Source organism: Streptomyces sp. NPDC007025, from assembly GCF_042869455.1.
Classification (GTDB): Bacteria; Actinomycetota; Actinomycetes; order Streptomycetales; family Streptomycetaceae; genus Streptomyces.
Genome location: NZ_JBIAFT010000010.1, coordinates 227395 through 245868 on the forward strand (window position 1 = coordinate 227395; position 18474 = coordinate 245868).

At 71.1% G+C, this 18474-nt stretch carries 15 protein-coding genes and 1 pseudogene; 7 read left to right on the forward strand and 9 right to left on the reverse strand.

From position 1 onward, the window contains the following. Positions 1-159: 159 nt before the first annotated feature. From ACFYMO_RS20965 to ACFYMO_RS20990, 6 genes are all read right to left on the reverse strand, one after another. Positions 160-921 carry a Tellurium resistance gene (locus ACFYMO_RS20965; protein WP_366770702.1) on the reverse strand — a complete coding sequence of 254 codons (762 nt, stop codon included), beginning with the start codon at positions 919-921 and terminating at the stop codon, positions 160-162. Between the two features lie 131 nt (positions 922-1052). Next, complete coding sequence (locus ACFYMO_RS20970) at positions 1053-2213, reverse strand: DUF475 domain-containing protein (RefSeq protein ID WP_388548038.1); 1161 nt, start codon at positions 2211-2213, stop codon at positions 1053-1055. 80 nt (positions 2214-2293) lie between these two features. Further along, positions 2294-2872 (reverse strand): TerD family protein, encoded by a 579-nt coding sequence (locus tag ACFYMO_RS20975; protein ID WP_366770704.1) that lies wholly within the window; start codon positions 2870-2872, stop codon positions 2294-2296. A gap of 193 nt (positions 2873-3065) precedes the next feature. Further along, positions 3066-3641, reverse strand: coding sequence for a TerD family protein (locus tag ACFYMO_RS20980; RefSeq protein WP_366770705.1), 576 nt, complete (start codon positions 3639-3641; stop codon positions 3066-3068). Positions 3642-3829: 188 nt separating this feature from the next. Next, entirely contained in the window at positions 3830-4288 is a 459-nt protein-coding gene (locus ACFYMO_RS20985) for a peroxiredoxin (protein WP_019356027.1), read from the reverse strand. Between the two features lie 234 nt (positions 4289-4522). Then, on the reverse strand, positions 4523-4960 hold the full coding sequence (locus ACFYMO_RS20990; RefSeq protein WP_074998576.1) for a DUF3052 domain-containing protein: 438 nt from the start codon (positions 4958-4960) through the stop codon (positions 4523-4525). 505 nt (positions 4961-5465) lie between these two features. Between ACFYMO_RS20990 and aceE the strand changes: the two genes are divergently transcribed. Next, positions 5466-8213: a pyruvate dehydrogenase (acetyl-transferring), homodimeric type gene (gene aceE, locus ACFYMO_RS20995; RefSeq protein WP_388548043.1), complete on the forward strand. Its 2748-nt coding sequence runs from the start codon at positions 5466-5468 to the stop codon at positions 8211-8213. Between the two features lie 133 nt (positions 8214-8346). On the opposite strand, the gene ACFYMO_RS21000 is transcribed toward aceE, so the two are convergent. Both ACFYMO_RS21000 and ACFYMO_RS21005 read right to left on the reverse strand, forming a co-directional pair. Then, on the reverse strand, positions 8347-8763 hold the full coding sequence (locus ACFYMO_RS21000) for a peptidase inhibitor family I36 protein (protein ID WP_366770707.1): 417 nt from the start codon (positions 8761-8763) through the stop codon (positions 8347-8349). A 478-nt stretch (positions 8764-9241) separates the two neighbouring features. Beyond that, a pseudogene (locus ACFYMO_RS21005) lies at positions 9242-10815 on the reverse strand (MFS transporter). A gap of 150 nt (positions 10816-10965) precedes the next feature. Between ACFYMO_RS21005 and ACFYMO_RS21010 the strand changes: the two are divergent. From ACFYMO_RS21010 to ACFYMO_RS21035, 6 genes are all read left to right on the forward strand, one after another. Beyond that, positions 10966-11595, forward strand: coding sequence for a TetR/AcrR family transcriptional regulator (locus ACFYMO_RS21010; RefSeq protein ID WP_019356032.1), 630 nt, complete (start codon positions 10966-10968; stop codon positions 11593-11595). 159 nt (positions 11596-11754) lie between these two features. Continuing rightward, a complete protein-coding gene (locus tag ACFYMO_RS21015) occupies positions 11755-13014 on the forward strand; it encodes an alpha/beta hydrolase (RefSeq protein WP_366770709.1) in 1260 nt (419 codons plus the stop codon). 123 nt (positions 13015-13137) lie between these two features. After that, entirely contained in the window at positions 13138-14013 is an 876-nt protein-coding gene (locus ACFYMO_RS21020; protein WP_366770710.1) for a DUF4429 domain-containing protein, read from the forward strand. Then, positions 14010-15476 (forward strand): sensor histidine kinase, encoded by a 1467-nt coding sequence (locus ACFYMO_RS21025; protein ID WP_366770711.1) that lies wholly within the window; start codon positions 14010-14012, stop codon positions 15474-15476. The genes ACFYMO_RS21020 and ACFYMO_RS21025 overlap by 4 nt, the downstream gene beginning before the upstream one ends. A gap of 28 nt (positions 15477-15504) precedes the next feature. Further along, complete coding sequence (locus tag ACFYMO_RS21030) at positions 15505-16245, forward strand: response regulator transcription factor (RefSeq protein WP_366770712.1); 741 nt, start codon at positions 15505-15507, stop codon at positions 16243-16245. Between the two features lie 302 nt (positions 16246-16547). Beyond that, entirely contained in the window at positions 16548-17735 is a 1188-nt protein-coding gene (locus ACFYMO_RS21035) for an alpha/beta hydrolase (RefSeq protein ID WP_366770713.1), read from the forward strand. 192 nt (positions 17736-17927) lie between these two features. Here the strand turns inward: ACFYMO_RS21035 and ACFYMO_RS21040 are convergent, their stop codons facing one another. Continuing rightward, positions 17928-18467 (reverse strand): MerR family transcriptional regulator, encoded by a 540-nt coding sequence (locus tag ACFYMO_RS21040; RefSeq protein ID WP_366770714.1) that lies wholly within the window; start codon positions 18465-18467, stop codon positions 17928-17930. Positions 18468-18474: the final 7 nt, after the last annotated feature.

Sequence of the window (18474 nt, forward strand, 5' to 3'; positions counted from 1 at the left end):
CCGGCCGGGGCCTCGTCGGCTCCGTGCCCCACCCGTGTCACGGCGGTGCCGCGGCGTGGGGCGCGGCGTCGAGGCGCCGGGAGCGCCGCGTGGCCGCGTCAGGGCGTCGCGGCGGAGGACCGGCGGATGGGGACAGCCGGCGGGGGCCGGCCGCCGGGCTCAGACCTTCTGCGTCTTGTAGCCCCGGCCCCACTGCAGCCCCCAGCCGTAGAGCCGGTCCAGCTCCGCCTGGAAGCCGTAGACGTAGCGGACTTCGCGGCGCACCTTCAGCTCGCCCTTGACGTTCTCCATCAGCAGCACGGCGCACGAGCGGGCCTGCGGAGCGCGCTCGTCCAGCCCCACCTCCACATGCGGTCCGTTGCTGGGGATGAGCGTGACGATCGCGTGCGTCCGGTCGAAGGCCGGGGTGCCGTCGTAGATGTAGACGAAGAAGAGCAGCCGCTTCAACTCGTCCCGGTGGTCGAGGTTGACGTAGAGCGTCTCCCCGGAGGGCGAGCCGAACCGGTCGTCACCGGTGAGCTTGATGTAGGGGGGCGCGTTCCAGTCCCCCAGGAAATTGCCGAGCGGCTGGACGACGCCCTTGGTGCCGTCCGTCAGCTCGTACATGCACGCCAGATCCAGGTCGACGTTGACGACGCCCTGGGTATGGGCCTGCACCACGGTCGGTTTGAACGCTCTGAGCGGGTGCCGGAGCGAACCGCCGGTCCGCCGGCCGACCCCCTCCAGGTCCGAACTGCGCATTCGCCAGGAGAGGTTGACCTGCAGGCTGCCGCTGTCGGCGCCCTGCTTGGTCAGCGACAGCTCCGCGTGCCGCTTGGTCAGCTCCATCGCATACGTCGAAGGACCGCCGACCGTGTCGAACTTGGGTCCGCGCCGGGACATGCCCACACCCCGCCGCCAGTTCTCCCACAGGGAGACCATCCCGCACCCCCACTCGCGCTCGAGCCCCGACGCACCGCAGCGGGGCGGCTCCGGGGCGGCCGCGCGGACCCCTTCGGCCCGCACCGTCACGGAAGCCGCCCCGCTGGGAGCGTTCCTCAATCAGCAGCCGGTCACACGCGCGCGGTGACCTCGGATTGCTCTGGATCCTCCCCGTCGCTCCCGCCGTCCCCGTCGCCCCCGGCCGCCTCGAGGGCGCGGTTGCGGCGCAGCGACGACCAGAAGGAGAGCGCGATCAGCACGACGCCGACCAGGCCGGTGATCACTTCGTTGATCTGGTACTTGACGGTGACGAGCAGGATCACCGACAGGGCGCCGATGGCGTAGTGCGCACCGTGCTCCAGGTAGATGTAGTCGTCCAGAGTGCCCTGGCGCACCAGGTAGACCGTGAGCGAGCGGACGTACATCGCGCCGATGCCCAGGCCGAGCGCCATCCAGAAGATCTGGTTGGTGACCGCGAAGGCGCCGATGACGCCGTCGAAGGAGAACGACGCGTCCAGGACCTCGAGGTAGAGGAACATGAAGAAGGCCGCCTTGCCGGCCAGTCCGACGGCCGAGGGCTGCTTCCCCGCCTTCTTGGCCTGCTCTTCCTCCTCCTGCTCGCGCTCCTCCTCCTCTTCGAGTTTGTCCTCGAAGTGGCCGGAGAGTCCGTTGACGATCAGATAGGTGATGAGTCCGGCGACGCCCGAGAGCAGCACCGTGCCCGACTTGTCCGCGTGCCCGGCGTGCTGGTGCGCGGTGGTGGCCAGCGTGGTCGCCGTGACCAGCAGGGCGATCAGGGCGATGCAGACGGAGAGCCCGTCGATCTTGGAGAGCCGGGCGAGCGGGCGCTCCAGCCAGCCGACCCAGGTCTCCTCCCGCTCCTCGAGGATGAAGTCGAGGAAGATCATCAGCAGGAACATCCCGCCGAACGCCGCGATGGCCGGATGCGCGTCCGTGACCAACTGCTCGTAGCGGTCGGGGTTGTCCAGCGCGACCCGTACGGCCTCGATCGGATCGACCTGCGCGCTGATGGCGACAATGATGACCGGGAAGACCAGCCGCATGCCGAATACCGCGATCAGAATGCCGACGGTGAGGAAGATCTTCTGCCAGAAGGCATTCATCTTCTTCAGCACGCCCGCGTTGACGACCGCGTTGTCGAACGACAGGGAGATCTCCAGGACGGAAAGGATCGCCACGAGGGCGAACGCCTCCCACCCCCAGAAGAACGCCGCTGCGGCCAGTCCGACGGCGGTGACGCCGAAGGACCAGCCAAAGGTTTTCAGGAGCACTGGCTTCCCAATCCGCTGTCCGGTCTGCATAGGTTCACATCAGGGCGAGAGCCCTGTGACGACTGCGACCCCGAAGTCGTCTAGGCGACATTGACGCCGAAGTCTAGAGCGATGCCCCGCAGGCCCGACGCATACCCCTGGCCGACGGCACGGAACTTCCATTCCCCGCTGTAACGGTAAAGCTCCCCGAAGATCATCGCTGTCTCGGAAGAGGCGTCCTCGGTGAGGTCGTAGCGGGCCAGCTCGATGCCGTCCTCCTGGTTGACGACGCGGATGTACGCCTCGGCGACCTGTCCGAAGGTCTGGTGCCGGCTCTCGGCCTCGTAGATCGAGACAGCGAAGACGATCTTGTCCACCTGCGCCGGCACCAGCGGAAGGTCCACCAGGACCGTCTCGTCGTCGTCGCTCCCGGTGCCGCCCACCAGCTCGTCGCCGGTGTGCTCGACGGAGCCGTCCGGGCTCTTGAGGTTGTTGTAGAAGATGAAGAACTCGTCGCCGAGGACCCGGCCGCCGGAGCACAGCAGTGCGCTGGCGTCGAGGTCGAAGTCGGCGCCCGTGGTGGATCGGGCCTTCCAGCCCAGACCGACCCGCGCCTGGGTCAGGTTCGGTGCGGCCTTCGAGAGGGAGACGTTTCCCCCTTTGGCGAGCGTGACGCTCATGTTTCTGGTCCTCTCCCCGGCTGGTGGCTCGGCCGTGCGGCCCACGCCACAGTGCGTCCAGTCTCTCCGTACCACCAGGCGCCGCACACCTCCGGGGCACGGAAGTCTGCGGCGCCCGTGGCTGCCGGTCTCCGGCAGGGGCGGCCCCTCGGCCCGCCGACCGGGCCGGTGGGCGCGTGCCCTGCGGTTTTCCTCAGACGTTCACGCCGAAGTCCTGCGCGATGCCGCGCAGGCCCGAGGCGTAGCCCTGGCCGATGGCACGGAACTTCCACTCCGCACCGTGCCGGTAGAGCTCACCGAAGACCATCGCCGTCTCGGTCGACGCGTCCTCGCTGAGGTCGTAGCGCGCCAGCTCGGCGTTGTCGGCCTGGTTGACGACCCGGATGTAGGCGTTCCGCACCTGGCCGAAGCTCTGCTGGCGGCTCTCCGCCTCGTAGATCGAGACGGGGAAGACGATCTTCTCGACCTCGGCCGGCACCCCGGCGAGGTTCACCTTGATGACCTCGTCGTCGCCTTCGCCCTCGCCGGTGAGGTTGTCACCGGTGTGCTCGACGGAGCCGTCGGGGCTCTTGAGGTTGTTGAAGAACACGAAGTTCTGGTCGTTGGCGACCTTGCCCTCCGCGTTCGTCAGCAGGGCGCTCGCGTCGAGGTCGAAGTCGCTGCCGGTGGTCGTACGGGCGTCCCAGCCGAGACCGACGATGACCGCGGTCAGGTTGGGCGCTTCCTTGGTCAGCGAGACGTTGCCGCCCTTGCTGAGGCTGACTCCCACGAGTCCTCCTGGTCAGTTGTTTCGTGAGGACACCGCGTGCCCCCGTTTTCGGATGCCGTCGGATCAACGATTCGATCCTAGTGAGCGGTTCCCCGGGACACAGCCCTCTTACCGAGCGGAATCGGGGGTGTTCCGAGCGTTGCCGGAGCGCTCGGAGGCGCGCCCCGGCGCGACGGCCCGGCCGGCCGTCAGAGCTTCTCGAGCTCCCGCTCGTACTCCTTGAGGTCCCGCGCGTCGGGCAGCCCGTTGACGACGGTCCAGCGCACGGTGCCCTCCTTGTCGATGATGAAGGTGCCGCGCACCGCGCAACCCTTCTCCTCGTCGAACACTCCGTAGGCGCGCGACGCCGCACCGTGCGGCCAGAAGTCGGACAGCAACGGGTACTCCAGCCCCTCCTGCTCGGCGAAGACGCGCAGCGCGAACGGCGAGTCGTTGGAGACCGCCAGCAACTGCACGTCGTCGTTGACGAAGCGGGGAAGCTCGTCCCGCAGGGCGCACAGCTCCCCGGTGCACACGCCGGTGAAGGCGAACGGGTAGAAGAGCAGGACGACGTTCTTCTCACCCTGGTAGTCCGAGAGCCGCACGGTCTGGCCGTGCTGGTCCTTGAGCTCGATGTCGGGTGCCTTGGTACCGGCCTCGATCGCCATGGCGGGTTCCCTTCGGTGGGCGGAAACGGTCGCCCCCACCCTATGCACCGAGCCCCTGCCGGCCGGGGGCCGGTCAGGGGCTCGGTTCGTTCGCGTCGGAACGCGTCGGACACGCACCGGAGGCGGTCATGAGGCGGTATGGGGCGGCAGCCGACGCAGAGGGAGGGCCCGGGAACGGGCGCCGTCCTCGCGCAGCACCGTCCGTGGTGTACCGATGCGGGACGCAAGCGCCGGTCAGCGCTTGTTCGGGGAGCCCTTCGGGGTGACCAGGCGGCTGCCCGTCCAGTCCTTGGCCGCGTTGAAGCTCTTGGTCTGGGAGAGCCCGGCGGTCTGGGATGCCTCACCGATGTCGCTGGGCTCCACGTAGCCCTCGCGGCCCGTCTTGGGGGTCAGCAGCCAGACGGGGGCACCTTCGTCGATCATCGTGGTGGCGTCCACCAGCGCGTCCGTCAGGTCGCCGTCCTCGTCGCGGAACCACAGCACCACGGCGTCGGCCACATCGCCGTAATCCTCGTCGACCAGTTCCGCGCCGGTGATCTCCTCGATGGACTCGCGGAGCTCCTGGTCGACGTCGTCGTCGTAGCCGATCTCCTGGACCACCTGTCCGGGCTGGAAACCCAGCCTTGCGGCGGGGTTGGTCCGCTCCTCCGCGTGGTCCGCGGTCGCGCTCACGGATTGCCTCCAGTCATGTCTTGCGAATATGGGGTTGCGACCCCGCGTGTACGCGAGGCATGGGCCGTAGTCCACACGGGCGGGCCGGATCACGCAAGTACCCGGCCTTCCATCCCGCCCAAACGTTGACGTCTCATACCACAATGCCTGATCGAGAGTGATTCAGGCCACATTGCAGCCGCCAGGATCTGCCAGGTTTGCCCCGGCTGACCCGGGGGAGCCGTAAGGGTGCCCGGAGGACCGAACGCACGTTTGGGGTGATCGGTGCGGAGCGCGGACCTCCCCCCGGAACGGGCGTAAGGTGGCAGGTCGACCGCGTCGTTGCGCCTGCGTACACCCCCTTCCGGCCCGCCTCGAAAGGCGCTGGGTTACTTATCGGTAGAGATGACGTCACAGCGGCGGCGGTCCACGATGGAGGCGGCGCGCCGCTCCGCTGAGCACGATCCAGGGCGTCCGCCGCCGCCCGGCCCCGAGCACCATCCGACCGATACAGCGAAGGAACAGCGTGGCTTCCGGATCCGATCGCAACCCGATCATCATTGGCGGCCTTCCCAGCCAGGTCCCGGATTTCGATCCTGAAGAGACCCAGGAATGGCTCGACTCGCTCGACGCAGCCGTCGACGAGCGCGGACGGGAACGTGCCCGCTACCTCATGCTCCGGCTCATCGAGCGCGCCCGCGAGAAGCGCGTCGCCGTCCCGGAGATGCGCAGCACGGACTATGTGAACACCATCGCGACCAGGGACGAGCCGTACTTCCCCGGCAACGAGGAGATCGAGCGCAAGATCCTCAACGCGACCCGGTGGAACGCGGCCGTCATGGTCTCGCGTGCCCAGCGGCCCGGGATCGGGGTAGGCGGCCACATCGCCACCTTCGCCTCCTCCGCCTCGCTCTACGACGTGGGCTTCAACCATTTCTTCCGCGGTAAGGACGAGGGCGACGGAGGGGACCAGATCTTCTTCCAGGGCCACGCCTCTCCCGGTATCTACGCCCGCGCCTACCTGCTCGACCGGCTCAGCGAGGCCCAGCTCGACGGCTTCCGGCAGGAGAAGAGCAAGGCGCCGCACGGGCTGCCCAGCTACCCGCACCCCCGGCTGATGCCGGACTTCTGGGAGTTCCCCACCGTCTCCATGGGCCTGGGCCCGATCGGCGCGATCCACCAGGCGCGGATGAACCGCTACATGGAGTCCCGCGGTATCGCCGACACGTCCAAGTCCCGAGTGTGGGCCTTCCTCGGCGACGGCGAGATGGACGAGCCCGAGTCCCTCGGCCAGCTCTCCCTGGCCGCCCGCGAGGGGCTGGACAACCTCACTTTCGTCATCAACTGCAATCTGCAGCGGCTGGACGGGCCGGTCCGGGGCAACGGGAAGGTCATCCAGGAGCTGGAGTCCTACTTCCGCGGTGCCGGCTGGAACGTGATCAAGCTGGTGTGGGACCGCTCCTGGGACCCGCTGCTGGCACAGGACCGGGACGGTGTGCTGGTCAACAAGCTGAACACGACACCGGACGGCCAGTTCCAGACCTATGCGACCGAGAGCGGCTCCTACATCCGGGAGCACTTCTTCGGCGGCGACCAGCGGCTGCGCAAGATGGTCGAGGGCATGACCGACGACCAGCTTCTGCACCTGGGCCGCGGAGGCCACGACCACCGCAAGGTGTATGCCACCTACAAGGCGGCAGCCGAGCACAAGGGGCAGCCGACCGTCATCCTGGCGCAGACGATCAAGGGCTGGACGCTGGGCCCGAACTTCGAGGGCCGCAACGCGACCCATCAGATGAAGAAGCTGACGGTCGATGATCTGAAGGGCTTCCGCGACCGGCTGCATCTGCCGATCCCGGACAGCGAGCTGGAGTCGGGCCTGCCGCCCTACTACCACCCCGGCCGCGACTCCGAGGAGATCCAGTACATGCACGACCGCCGCAAGGAGTGCGGCGGCTATGTGCCGACCCGGGTCAACCGGGCCAAGCCGCTGCGGCTTCCGGACGAGAAGGCCTACGCCACGCTGAAGAAGGGCTCCGGGCACCAGCAGATCGCCACCACGATGGCGTTCGTGCGGCTGCTGAAGGACCTGATGCGGGACAAGGAGATCGGCAAGCGCTTCGTGCCGATCGCACCCGATGAGTACCGCACCTTCGGAATGGACTCCTTCTTCCCCTCGGCCAAGATCTACAACCCGCTGGGGCAGCTCTACGAGTCCGTGGACCGGGAACTCCTGCTGGCCTACAAGGAGTCGCCGACGGGACAGATGCTGCACGACGGCATCTCCGAGGCCGGCTGCACCGCCGCCACCATCGCCGCGGGCTCCGCGTACGCCACCCACGGCGAACCGATGATCCCGATCTACGTCTTCTACTCGATGTTCGGCTTCCAGCGGACCGGCGACCAGTTCTGGCAGATGGCCGACCAGATGGCACGGGGCTTCGTGCTGGGCGCGACCGCGGGGCGTACCACGCTCACCGGCGAGGGACTCCAGCACGCCGACGGCCACTCCCAGTTGCTGGCCTCGACCAACCCCGCGGTGGTCGCCTACGACCCCGCCTTCGGGTTCGAGATCGCCCACATCGTCCGGGACGGACTGCGCCGGATGTACGGCTCCAGCGCCGAGCATCCGCAGGGCGAGGACATCTTCTACTACCTGACGGTCTACAACGAGCCCATCCAGCAGCCCGCCGAGCCGGAGAACGTGGATGTGGAGGGGATCCTCAAGGGCCTCTACCGCTACCGGGCGGCCGAGCAGGGCACCCATGCCGCGCAGGTTCTGGCCTCCGGTGTGGCCCTGCCGTGGGCGCTGGAGGCGCAGCGGATCCTCGCCGAGGAGTGGGATGTGAAGGCCGATGTGTGGTCGGCGACCTCCTGGAACGAACTGCGTCGCGAGGCCGTGGAGGTGGAGGAGCACAACCTCCTGCACCCCGACGAGGAACAGCGCGTTCCCTACGTCACCAGCAAACTGCAGGGCGCCGAGGGACCCAAGGTGGCGGTCTCGGACTGGATGCGGGCCGTACCGGACCAGATCTCGCGCTGGGTGCCGGGCACCTACCAGTCGCTGGGCGCCGACGGGTTCGGCTTCGCCGACACCCGGGGTGCCGCGCGCCGCTTCTTCCACATCGACGCACAGTCGATCGTGCTGGGCGTACTGACCGAACTGGCGAAGGAGGGGAAGGTGGACCGCTCCGCGTTGAAGCAGGCCATCGACCGCTACCGGTTGCTGGAGGTCGCGGCGGCCGAACCGGGCACCGCCGGAGGCGACGCCTGAGCCGGATGCCCTCGGCCGGGAGCCCGCAGGCTGCCGGCCCGGCCCCGGTGGCCGGGTGCGGTCCGTTCCTGGACCGCACCCGGCCACCGGACCGCGGAACGCGGTCGGGTGCCCCGCGTGCCCGGTGCACACCTCAGTGCTCCCATACCTTGAAGGCCCGCACCCGATAGGGCAGCTCGGGCGTCCATGACCCCGAGGGGTGGGTGTGGAACTCTGCCGTCTCCGCACACTCCTCGCTCTGGTAGAGGGTGACGGGCCGGCCGGTGCGGTTGGCCGCCGAGGTGGCCGAGGCACCGCCCGTCAGCGGCGTACAGCTCTCGATGTCGATACCCCGCAGTTCATGGACGCGGGGTTTGCCCTTGAACTCCGTACGCTCCCACAGGCACAGCTCCCCCGGTCCGCACTCTCCCAGCCTGGGCGCGGCCTTCCTCTCGGCGGCCTGGTGATGGGGCTGATGGGGCACGGCGGAGCCCCGCGCCGCCGACCGCTGATGGGGCCGCGCCCCCACCGGCTGTGCGGCGGCTGTCAGCGCCACCGCCAGCGCGGTCACGGCCAGGATTCCGGCCGCCCTCCTCGGACCTCGTCCGAACATGCCTTGCACGGCTGATCACTCCCCCGCTGAAGGCCGGGCACGTCGCCGCCCGGCGTGTGACCAGCATGTCCGCGCCGCGGAAGGACAGCCAAGGGCAATCGGCCCGGTTCACCGGGACAGGTGGTGGAGTTGTCCACAACTCGCGAGTTATCCACCGTCAGCGGCGGCACCGGGCCGGGAGGAGATCCGGTGCGCCACGCTGTGTCCGGTCAGTACGGGGCAGCGGCCGGAGGCAGCAGTGGGGCATGTCGAGCGCGGGTCCACCGAGCCCGGAGCGCGCCGGAGCCGGGAGGCGCCCGCACGGGGAGGCACAGCTTCCCGTCGGCGGGTCGGCAGCGTCGGCCGAGGGGCCGTTCCGTCCCCCGCGTCCGGCGACCGGCTCCGGCAGGCCGTTCCCGAAGGGCCCTGTGCGCGGCCCCTCGGGCGGGGACTCTCCTCAGACGTGCACGGAGGGCCCGGCGTCGTTCTTGCCGCGGCTGGTGAAGACGGCCACGCCCGCGGCCAGGACCGAGACGATGCCCGCGCAGACGAACGCCAGGCCCATGCCCGAGACGAAGGCCCCGTGCACCGCGTGCTCGATCGCCTCCGCCATCCGTTCCGGCGTCCCCTTCGGCACGGGTGCGATGCCCACCTCTGCCGCGTCCTTGAGGGCAGCCTCCTTCTCGCCCGACAGCGGGGGCAGCTTGGCCTCGGCCCACTTGCGGGGCAGTTCGCTACCGACCCGGGAGGCCATCACGGCACCGAGCACGGCCGTGCCGAGGCTGCCGCCCACCTGCATGGCGGCCTGCTGGAGCCCGCCCGCGACACCGGCGTGCTGCAGCGGCGCGTTGCCGACGATCACTTCGGTGGCGCCGACCATCACCGGTGCGAGCCCGAGGCCCAGCAGGGCGAACCACAGGGAGGTGACGCCCATGCCGCTGTCCGCCTCCAGGGTGGAGAGTCCGAACATGGCGACGGCCGCCAGAATCATGGCGCCGGCCAGCGGAACGCGGGGGCCGACCTTGGTGATGACCGCGCCCGCCAGCGGTGAGGCGACGATCATCATCGCGGTGAGCGGCAGCAGGCGCAGCCCGCTGTCCACCGGCGAGAGGCCGTTGACGTTCTGCAGGTAGAAGGTGACGAAGAAGATGCCGCCCATGAATCCGAAGGCCATGAGCACCATCAGCACGGTTCCGGCGGTCAGCGGTATCGAGCGGAACATGCTCATCGGCAGCAGCGGTTCCGCGACCCTGGTCTCCCAGAAGCCGAAGACTGCGAAGGCCAGCAGGGAGACGGCCAGGAATCCGAGGGTCCTGGGGTCCCCCCAGTGCCAGTCGGGCGCCTTGATGATGGCCCAGACGAGGCAGAACATCGCACCGGACAGCAGGAGGATGCCGAGCAGGTCGAAGGACCGGGGAGCGTCCTTCGACCGCCGGTCCAGCAGTAGGACGAGCCCCATCACCAGTGCGAGCGCGCCGACCGGGATGTTGATGAAGAAGACCGACTCCCAGCCCTTGTGCTCGACCAGCAGCCCCCCGACGATCGGCCCGGCCGCCGTCGAGGCACCGATGACCGCTCCCCAGATGCCGATGGCCGCATTCAGCCGCTCGGCGGGGAAGGAGGCACGCAGGAGACCCAGCGCGGCCGGCATCAGCAGCGCACCGCACATGCCCTGGAGCACCCGGAAGGTGATGACGAGCGCCACGCTGCCGGACAGACCGATGGCGGCGGAGGCGGCGGCGAAGCCGACCACGCCGCCGAGGAAGGTCTGCCGGTGCCCGAAGCGGTCGCCCAGCTTGCCCGCGGTGATCAGTGAGACCGCGAGCGCGAGCAGATAGCCGTTGGTGATCCACTGGACATCGGCCAGGGAGGCGTCGAGGTCGTGCTGGATGGCGGGGTTGGCGATGGCGACGATCGTCCCGTCGAGGGCGACCATCGCGACCCCGAACGCGACGGTGACGAGGGTCAGCCACGGGTGTCCCCGCAGCCCGCTGCGGGTGTCCGGGCCGCCGCCGTCGGCGGGTGCTGGATCCGGCGCGTCGTCCGCGACGGTGCTGGTCTGGGTGGTCATGGCCGGAGGATAATGACAGCTGCTGACAATTGACAAACTAAATTATTAGTCGGTAAATGACAGTTGGCGCTCACGCATCGTGAACGCATCGCCGGAGAGAGGGAGCGGCATTGACGGGGCTGCGCGAACGGAAGAAACAGCGCACAAGAGACGCGCTGATCGTGGCCGCCCACGAACTCTTCGTCACGCAGGGCTACGAGACCACCACCGTCGACCAGATCGCCGAGGCCGTCGACGTCTCCCAGCGCACCTTCTTCCGCTACTTCGCGAACAAGGAGGAGGTCGCGCTCTTCCTGCAGAACATGGTGGAGCGCATCTACTACGAGGCCGTGTGCGCCCGCCCGGTGGCCGAGCCGCCGCTGGAGTGCCTGCGCAGCACCCTCGACGACGTGTGGGACGACGTCGGAGTGGCCGTCGAGGAGATCACCCCGCTCCCCCTCCACCTGAAGATGTGCCAGGTCATCGAGGTGACCCCGCCCCTGCTGGCCGCCCATCTGCGGCACTCGCTGCTGATGGAGGAGAAGCTCGTCCAAGAGGTCGCCCGGCGCACCGGGGTGGACGCCGACCGGGACCCGCGGCCGCGGGTGCTGGTCGCCGCCTTCACCGGGGTGATGCGCACCGCCGCCCGGCAGTGGAGCATGCGCAACGACGCCTCGCTGGAGACAGCACGTGAGGTCACCCGCGACTACATCGCGCAACTGGGCCCCGCACTCGCCTCCGACTGGGGACGGCGGAGCTGAGCCCGATCCCCGGGCCCCGGACGGCAGTTGCGCACCGTGACTGCCGCACGGTACGGACGCGCCACCCGCACCCGACCGCGCAGTACGAAACGTGAGATGACTCACCCGGGCTTCCTGAATGCGGGACCGCTCAGCGGCATCTCCTAAGGTGTCGCCCCAGTGACTTACTTCCCCGCACCAGGCAACCCGTTGCCCGGACTCGGCGTCCCCGCACCAGGCGCCCCGGGCATCACGGTCTGGCGCGCGGTGCTCGCCCTGGCCGTCGTCCTCGTCCTGCTGGCGACATCCGGCTGGACGGCGGTGCGCAAGCACCAGGCGGAGGACGGGCCGCGCGCGGCGGCCGTGCACGCCTGGAAGAAGGCATCCCTGGCCGGGCGCCCCCTGCCCGCCCCCGACGCCCCGCCCGGCAGCATCGCCCGCTACTTCGCCGGACTGAGCCGGGCCCAGCAGCGCCACCTCGCCACACGCTTCCCGCTCGTCGTGGGCAACCTCGGCGGCGCGCCCCTGGAGCTGCGCTACCGGGCGAACCACACCGCGTTGCTCCAGGCCCGCGACACCGAGCGCAAGCGGATGCGGGACGAGCGGCTGACCGAGGAGGGCCGCAGCCAGGCGAAGCACCGGATGCACCGCTTCACCTCGATGCTGAGCCCGCAGCGGCAGATCCTCGCCTTCGACCCGACAGGGCGCGGCCGGGCCGCCGAGGTCTTCGGCGACCTGCGCGACGCCCGGCGGGTCTCGGTGGTCGTCCCCGGCGTCGACACCGATCTGCTGACCTTCGAGAAGTCGGCGCGGCAGTACTCGGCGCCGGTCGGCATGGCCGACGCGCTGCAACAGCAGCAGCACACCACCCGCCCCGGCGTGCGGACGGCGACCATCGCCTGGGCCGACTACACCGCGCCCGCCGGGCTCGGCGTGGACGCCGCCTCGGGCGGAGACGCCGAGGACGGCGCGGTACGGCTGGAGGACCTGGTCCGCGCCCTGCCCGCGACCTCGGCCGCGGCTGCTCCCGAGGTCGCGCTGTTCTGCCACAGCTACGGATCGGTGGTCTGCGGGGTGGCGGCGCGTCGGCTGCCGGACAGCGTCACCGACATCGCCGTCGCCGGCAGTCCGGGGATGCGCGCCGACAACGCGGCGCACCTCGGGACCCGCGCCCACGTCTGGGCGATGCGGGACGACGACGACTGGATCGCCGATGTCCCCCACCTGGACGTCGGCGGGCTCGGGCACGGTGCGGACCCGGTGGCCGACGGCTTCGGCGCCCGGCATCTGTCGGCCCGTGGCGCCGTCGGCCACACCGGCTACTTCGTACCGCACACCGGCAGCCTCGCCAACTTCGCCGCGATCGGCACCGGCGCCTACCAGGACGTCGTCTGCGACTCCTCCGACCCGGAGTGCTCCCTCGTCCCGGGCGCCTCCTGAGAGCACATCCAGGCCCCGCGGCACTCGGCCGGGCCGCGCGCCGCCCTCAGAATCTGCGCGCGTAGCACCACGGAGAGCGGCGGAGGGGGGACGGACGGCGGACCGCCGCATACGATGGCCCACATGGGTGACGTACTGGCTGGAATTCACTCCACCTGGGAGTTCACAACGGACTCGGTGCTCATCCGCTTCGAACGGGGGATTCGCACGCCGAAGCTCTTCCAGGTGCTCGGAGAACGGCGTATCCCGTACGAGGCGCTGAGCACCGTCGAGCTGGCCCCGGGCGGCAAGCGCGGCACCGTCGTGCTGCGCGCCGCGCCCCGGGAGGGCGCGGACCCGCTGCTGGAAGCGGCAGCCGGACAGCTCAAGGAGAGCAGCGACCCCTACCGGTTGGTGCTGCCCGCCGAGCGCGAGCCGCTGGCGGACCGCTACGCCGCCGAGCTGCGGGCGGCACTGCCCCAGGACGCGGCCAAACCAGCCCAGGACCACCTCGTCGCGGCACCCTCCGCCCCGCAGAGCTTCAAGGCGTACGACGGCAAGGCGTCCTTCGACGGCGCGGGAGTCGGCTTCCGCTGGTTCTGGACGGGTGCCTCGACGGCGAAATGGAAAGCCGGCGACCAGTATTTCCCCGTCGGCGAGCTGGAGAGCGTCGAGTGGTGCTCGCCGGAGGGACCCGGCGGCCATCTGCGGCTGCGCCCGCGCGGAGCCGAGGTCCTCGCGGAGGCCGACCAGGACCCGGCCTCCGTGGTGTTCGGACTCGGCTACGGCCCCGTCTACGAGTCCCTGCCCTTCGCCGCCTCGGTCCTGGAGGCGGTACGGGCGGCCGGGCCGGTGCGGGAAGCCGTGAGCGTCTGCTCGGCCCCCGCACCGCAGCCGCCCCGTTCGGATCCGGCAGATGTGGCCGAACGCATCCGTCACCTCGGCGAACTGCACGACGCCGGGCTGCTGACCGACCACGAGTTCACCGCCAAGAAGGCGGAGCTGCTGGCGGAACTGTGACCCCGGGATCCGCGCTCTCCCCCCTGTGGGGCCAACTGCGCTCGCTCGCCGCCGCCCTGGCCACCCCCGCCGCCTCGCGCGAACCGCTGCTGGGCCACGCGGCCTCCCGCACCGTGCGGCTGCTGCCCTATGTGCTGGCGTCCGGCTTCGCGGTCGTGCTTCTCCCGGTGACCGCCCAGGTGCTCTCGCACGACTTCGCGGTGCCGGGTGGCTGGGCCGGTGCGCTGAGCGTGGCGCAGACCGCGCCCCTGCTCCTGGCGGTGACCCGGCCGCTGCCCGCCTGGTGGATCATCTTCGGTGCGGACCTGGCCGGCGCCCTGGTGCTGCTGGTGACGGGCGGCGGCGCCGGACGGCCCTGGCCGTGGCCGCCGATGGTGATCGTGGGCTGCCTGGTGCTGTATCTGGCGCTGGCACTGCGCGAGAGCCGCCGCACGCTGCTCGCCGTCTGGATCGTGACGGTGTCCGCCTCGCTCGCGCTGGGGTTCGCCGCACCCGAGCGCAGCGAGGGGACGAACGTCCTGCTGATCGTGCTCGGCGGCGCCGTACTGCTGCTCGGGGCCACCTTGCGGGAGCGGGCCGAGGCGCAGCGCCGGCTGGCCGAGCAGGAGCACATCAACGAGGCCGAACGCGCCCAGCGCACCCTGCTGGAGGAGCGCGCCCGGATCGCCCGGGAACTGCACGACGTGGTCGCGCACCACATGTCCGTCATCACCGTCCAGGCAGACAGCGCGCCCTACCGGATCGCGGAGATGCCGCAGGAGGCACGCGAGGAGTTCGGCTCCATCGCCGCGGCCGCACGCGAGTCGCTGACCGAGATGCGCCGCCTGCTCGGCGTCCTGCGCAGCGAGACCACCCGCGGTGAACGCGCCCCCCAGCCCGGCCTGGAGCGGCTGGATCAGCTCGTCGAGGCAACCGTACGCGCCGGAGTGCCCACCGAGCTGGACCTCGCACTGCCCGGTGCGGAGGACGGGGCCGAGGCAGGGGACGGTGCCGGGAGAGGCGACGAGACCGGTGCGGCGGGTGGGGATTCCGCTCCGGCGCCGACCGTGACGCTCTCGGCGTACCGGATCGTCCAGGAGGCGCTCGCCAACGTCGTGCGGCACGCGCCCGGCGCCCGGACCCGCGTCTCGGTGACGGTGCCGGACGAAGGATGGCTGTCCGTGGTGGTCGTCAACGGCGCCTCGCCGGAACCGGAAGCGGCCCCGCTGGAGACGGCCGGCACCGGGCACGGCCTGGTGGGGATGCGGGAGCGGGTGCGGCTGGTCGGCGGGAGCCTGCAGGTCGGCGCGCTGCCCGAGGGCGGATTCCGGGTCGCGGCCCGACTGCCGCTGCACCCGCCCCCCGCCGCTCCGTCCGGACCGCACGAGGCGTCCCACGGCGCCGACTTACGGGACGCGCAGCAGCACCGGGCCTCCGAGCACACACCCGACCCGCAGCACACCGGCTCCACCCCGACCGTATGACCGACCGTCTGAGAGGCGCTCCCCCAGCATGAACGGCATCGGCACGTCCGGCGTTCCCCCGACCCCCCGGGTGACCCGCCTGGTGATCGTCGACGACCAGGCCATGGTCCGGGCGGGATTCGCCGCGCTGCTGGCCGCTCAGAGCGACATCGACGTGGTGGGCGAGGCGCCCGACGGCGCGGCGGGCGTCGAGCTGTGCCGCCGCGCCCACCCCGACGTGGTGCTGATGGACGTGCGGATGCCGCGCCTCAACGGCCTGGAGGCGGCCGAGCAGCTCCTCGACCCGCCGCCGGGCGTCACCCACCGGCCCAAGGTGCTGATGCTGACCACGTTCGACGTGGACGACTATGTGTACGAGGCGCTGCGGCTGGGCGCCAGCGGCTTCCTGCTCAAGGACGCGCCGCCGGCCGACCTGATCGCCGCGGTGCGGGTGGTCGCCGAGGGTGAGGCCCTGCTGGCGCCCTCGGTGACCCGGCGGCTGATCGCCGAGTTCGCCCGGCAGCGGTCCGGGACCGGCCCGCGGCGGGGGCGGGGGCGGGGGCGGGCGTCCGGACTACGGCTCGAGGCACTCACCGAACGGGAGACCGAGGTGCTGGAACTCGTGGCCCGCGGACGGTCCAACACCGAGATCGCCGAGATCCTCGTGCTGGCCGAGCAGACGGTGAAGACCCATGTGAGCCGCGTCTTCGCCAAACTGGGGCTGCGCGACCGGGCTCAGGCCGTCGTCTTCGCCTACGAGTCGGGGCTGGTCGCGCCGGGCGACCAGTAGTTCCCCTGCCCGCGGCTGCCCGGGCCGCCGCCTCCTCCGGCCGGGGACCCGGCGGTCTTCGGTCCCACCGGGGCCTGGGCTCCACCGGCCCCACCGGTCCATCGCCCCACCGGCCCATCTCCTCACCGCCCGTGGGCTTCCGCGGCCCGCCGGGCGCGGGTCCCGCGCGCTCTGCGCCACCCCCTACCCCGGTAGCACCCGACGGTTGGCTCCGCAGTGTGACGCCCCGCGTACGGTCGGAGCCGCACGCTCCTTCTGCCGCCTGCGGACATGCCGCGGGCGGCGGGAGGAGGGACAGGTCCATGAAGCGCCGCCGTACGCGTGTTCTGCTCGTCGCCCCGCTCGTGGGAGCGGTGCTCGCCACCACGGTGGGGGTCACCAGCGGAACGGAGCAGACCCCGGTGACCGGGCCCGCGCCGGGCGCCGCCGCCTGGCGCGCGGACCGTGCGCTGGGGCGCACGCTGCCGGACCCCGCGACGGCGAGCCCCGAACGGGTCGCCGGATTCTTCGCGGGGCTGAGTGCGAGCGAGCGACGGGGGCTGGTGCGGCGCCATGCGATGACGGTGGGGAATCTGGACGGCGTCCCCCCGCGTGTGAGGTATCAGGCGAACCGGCTGGCGCTCAAGCGGGAGCAGGGGAAGCAGTCGGCGCGGGCACGGGCGGAGGGGCTGACCCGGGAGGACCACCGGGAGGCCCGGAGGAAGGTCAGGCGGTACGCCCGGCTGCTCGCCCCCGGACGGCGGATCCTGGCCTTCGATCCGCGCGGCCGGGGCCAGGTCGCCGAGGTCTTCGGGGACCTCGCGCACGCGACCAGGACCGCGGTCGTCGTACCCGGCTCCGACATCGACCTGGCCGACTTCGACCGCGGCGGCGGGAACCGCTACGGCAGGCCCGCCGGGATGGCGGCCGCGCTGCACCACCGGATGGTGCGGCGCGCCCCGCACACCGGCAGCGCAGTCGTCGCCTGGGTCGGCTACACCACACCGGTCGGCCTGGGCCCGGACGCCGCGACGGGGAAGCTCGCGGAAGCCGGAGCACCGCGGCTGGTGCGCTTCCTGGACGGGCTGGCGCAGAGCGGGACTCCGGCTCCCGCGGTGCTGTGCCACAGCTACGGGTCGGTCGTGTGCGGCCGGGCCGCGTCCCGGCTCGACCGGTCCGAGGCCGCCGGGCTGGTCGTCTTCGGCTCCCCCGGGATGCGGGCCGACTCCGTGGCCGACCTGCACACCCGGGTGCCGGTGTGGGCGGCGCGGGCCGCGGAGGACTGGATCGGCCGCGTGCCGCACGTGCGGCTGCTGGACCTGGGGCACGGCACCGACCCCACCGACCCCGGGTTCGGAGCCCGTGTCGTCACCGCGGCCGACGCCGACGGGCACAGTGGCTATCTGAAGCCGGGCACCGACTCGCTGGACAACTTCGCCGCGATCGCGCTGCGAGCCTATGGATCGGTCCGGTGCGTCCCCGCCTCCCGGGAGTGTGGTGCCGTCCGCTGAGGTGCGCGCGCCGATCGGGTCGCGGGCGGGTGGTCCGCGCGCCGGGGCAGGTACCGGGGAGGGACGGCCGGAAGGCCGACGGAGCGGACGGGGCGGACATTGCCTGGGCACTCCAGGCGCGAGCGCCGGATGCCGGGGCGCGCGCCGGGAGCACGTTCGTACCGCCCGGCGTCGACGGGCGGACTTCCGCGGCTACGCGTCCGCGGCCGAGGGCGGGGATCGGTGCTCGGCGGTGGCCTCAGGGGCAGCCGCGGCCATGACCGCGCGGATGGCCGGGAGATCGCCGGTGCCGCGCGAGTAGTGGTCGATCTTGTAGTCGAGGACCTCGAGCGTGTCGTGCAGCTCGGCGATCCGGGCGAGCACGTCCTCGCGAGTGGCCTCCAGGAGGGCCCTGCGCTCGCCGAACGTCTGCTCGCCCTGGCGCACCATCTCCGCGTAGCGCACCATGTCCGCCACGGGCATCCCGGTCAGCCGGAGTTTGCCGACGAGGTCCAGCCAGTTCAGGTCCCGGTCGGAGAAGCGGCGCTGGCCGGTGTGGGACCTGTCCACGTGCGGCATCAGGCCGATCCGCTCGTACCAGCGCAGGGTGTGTGCGCTCAGTCCGCTCAGTTCCGCTGCCTCGCTGATGGTGTAGCGGTGCTGCCCCTCGGGCCGTCGGCCGGTGCGGGGGGCCTCGGCGCACCGCACCGGTGCCCGGGACTGCGATGGCGACGGTTTCTCCGGCTGCGTCATGGTCACA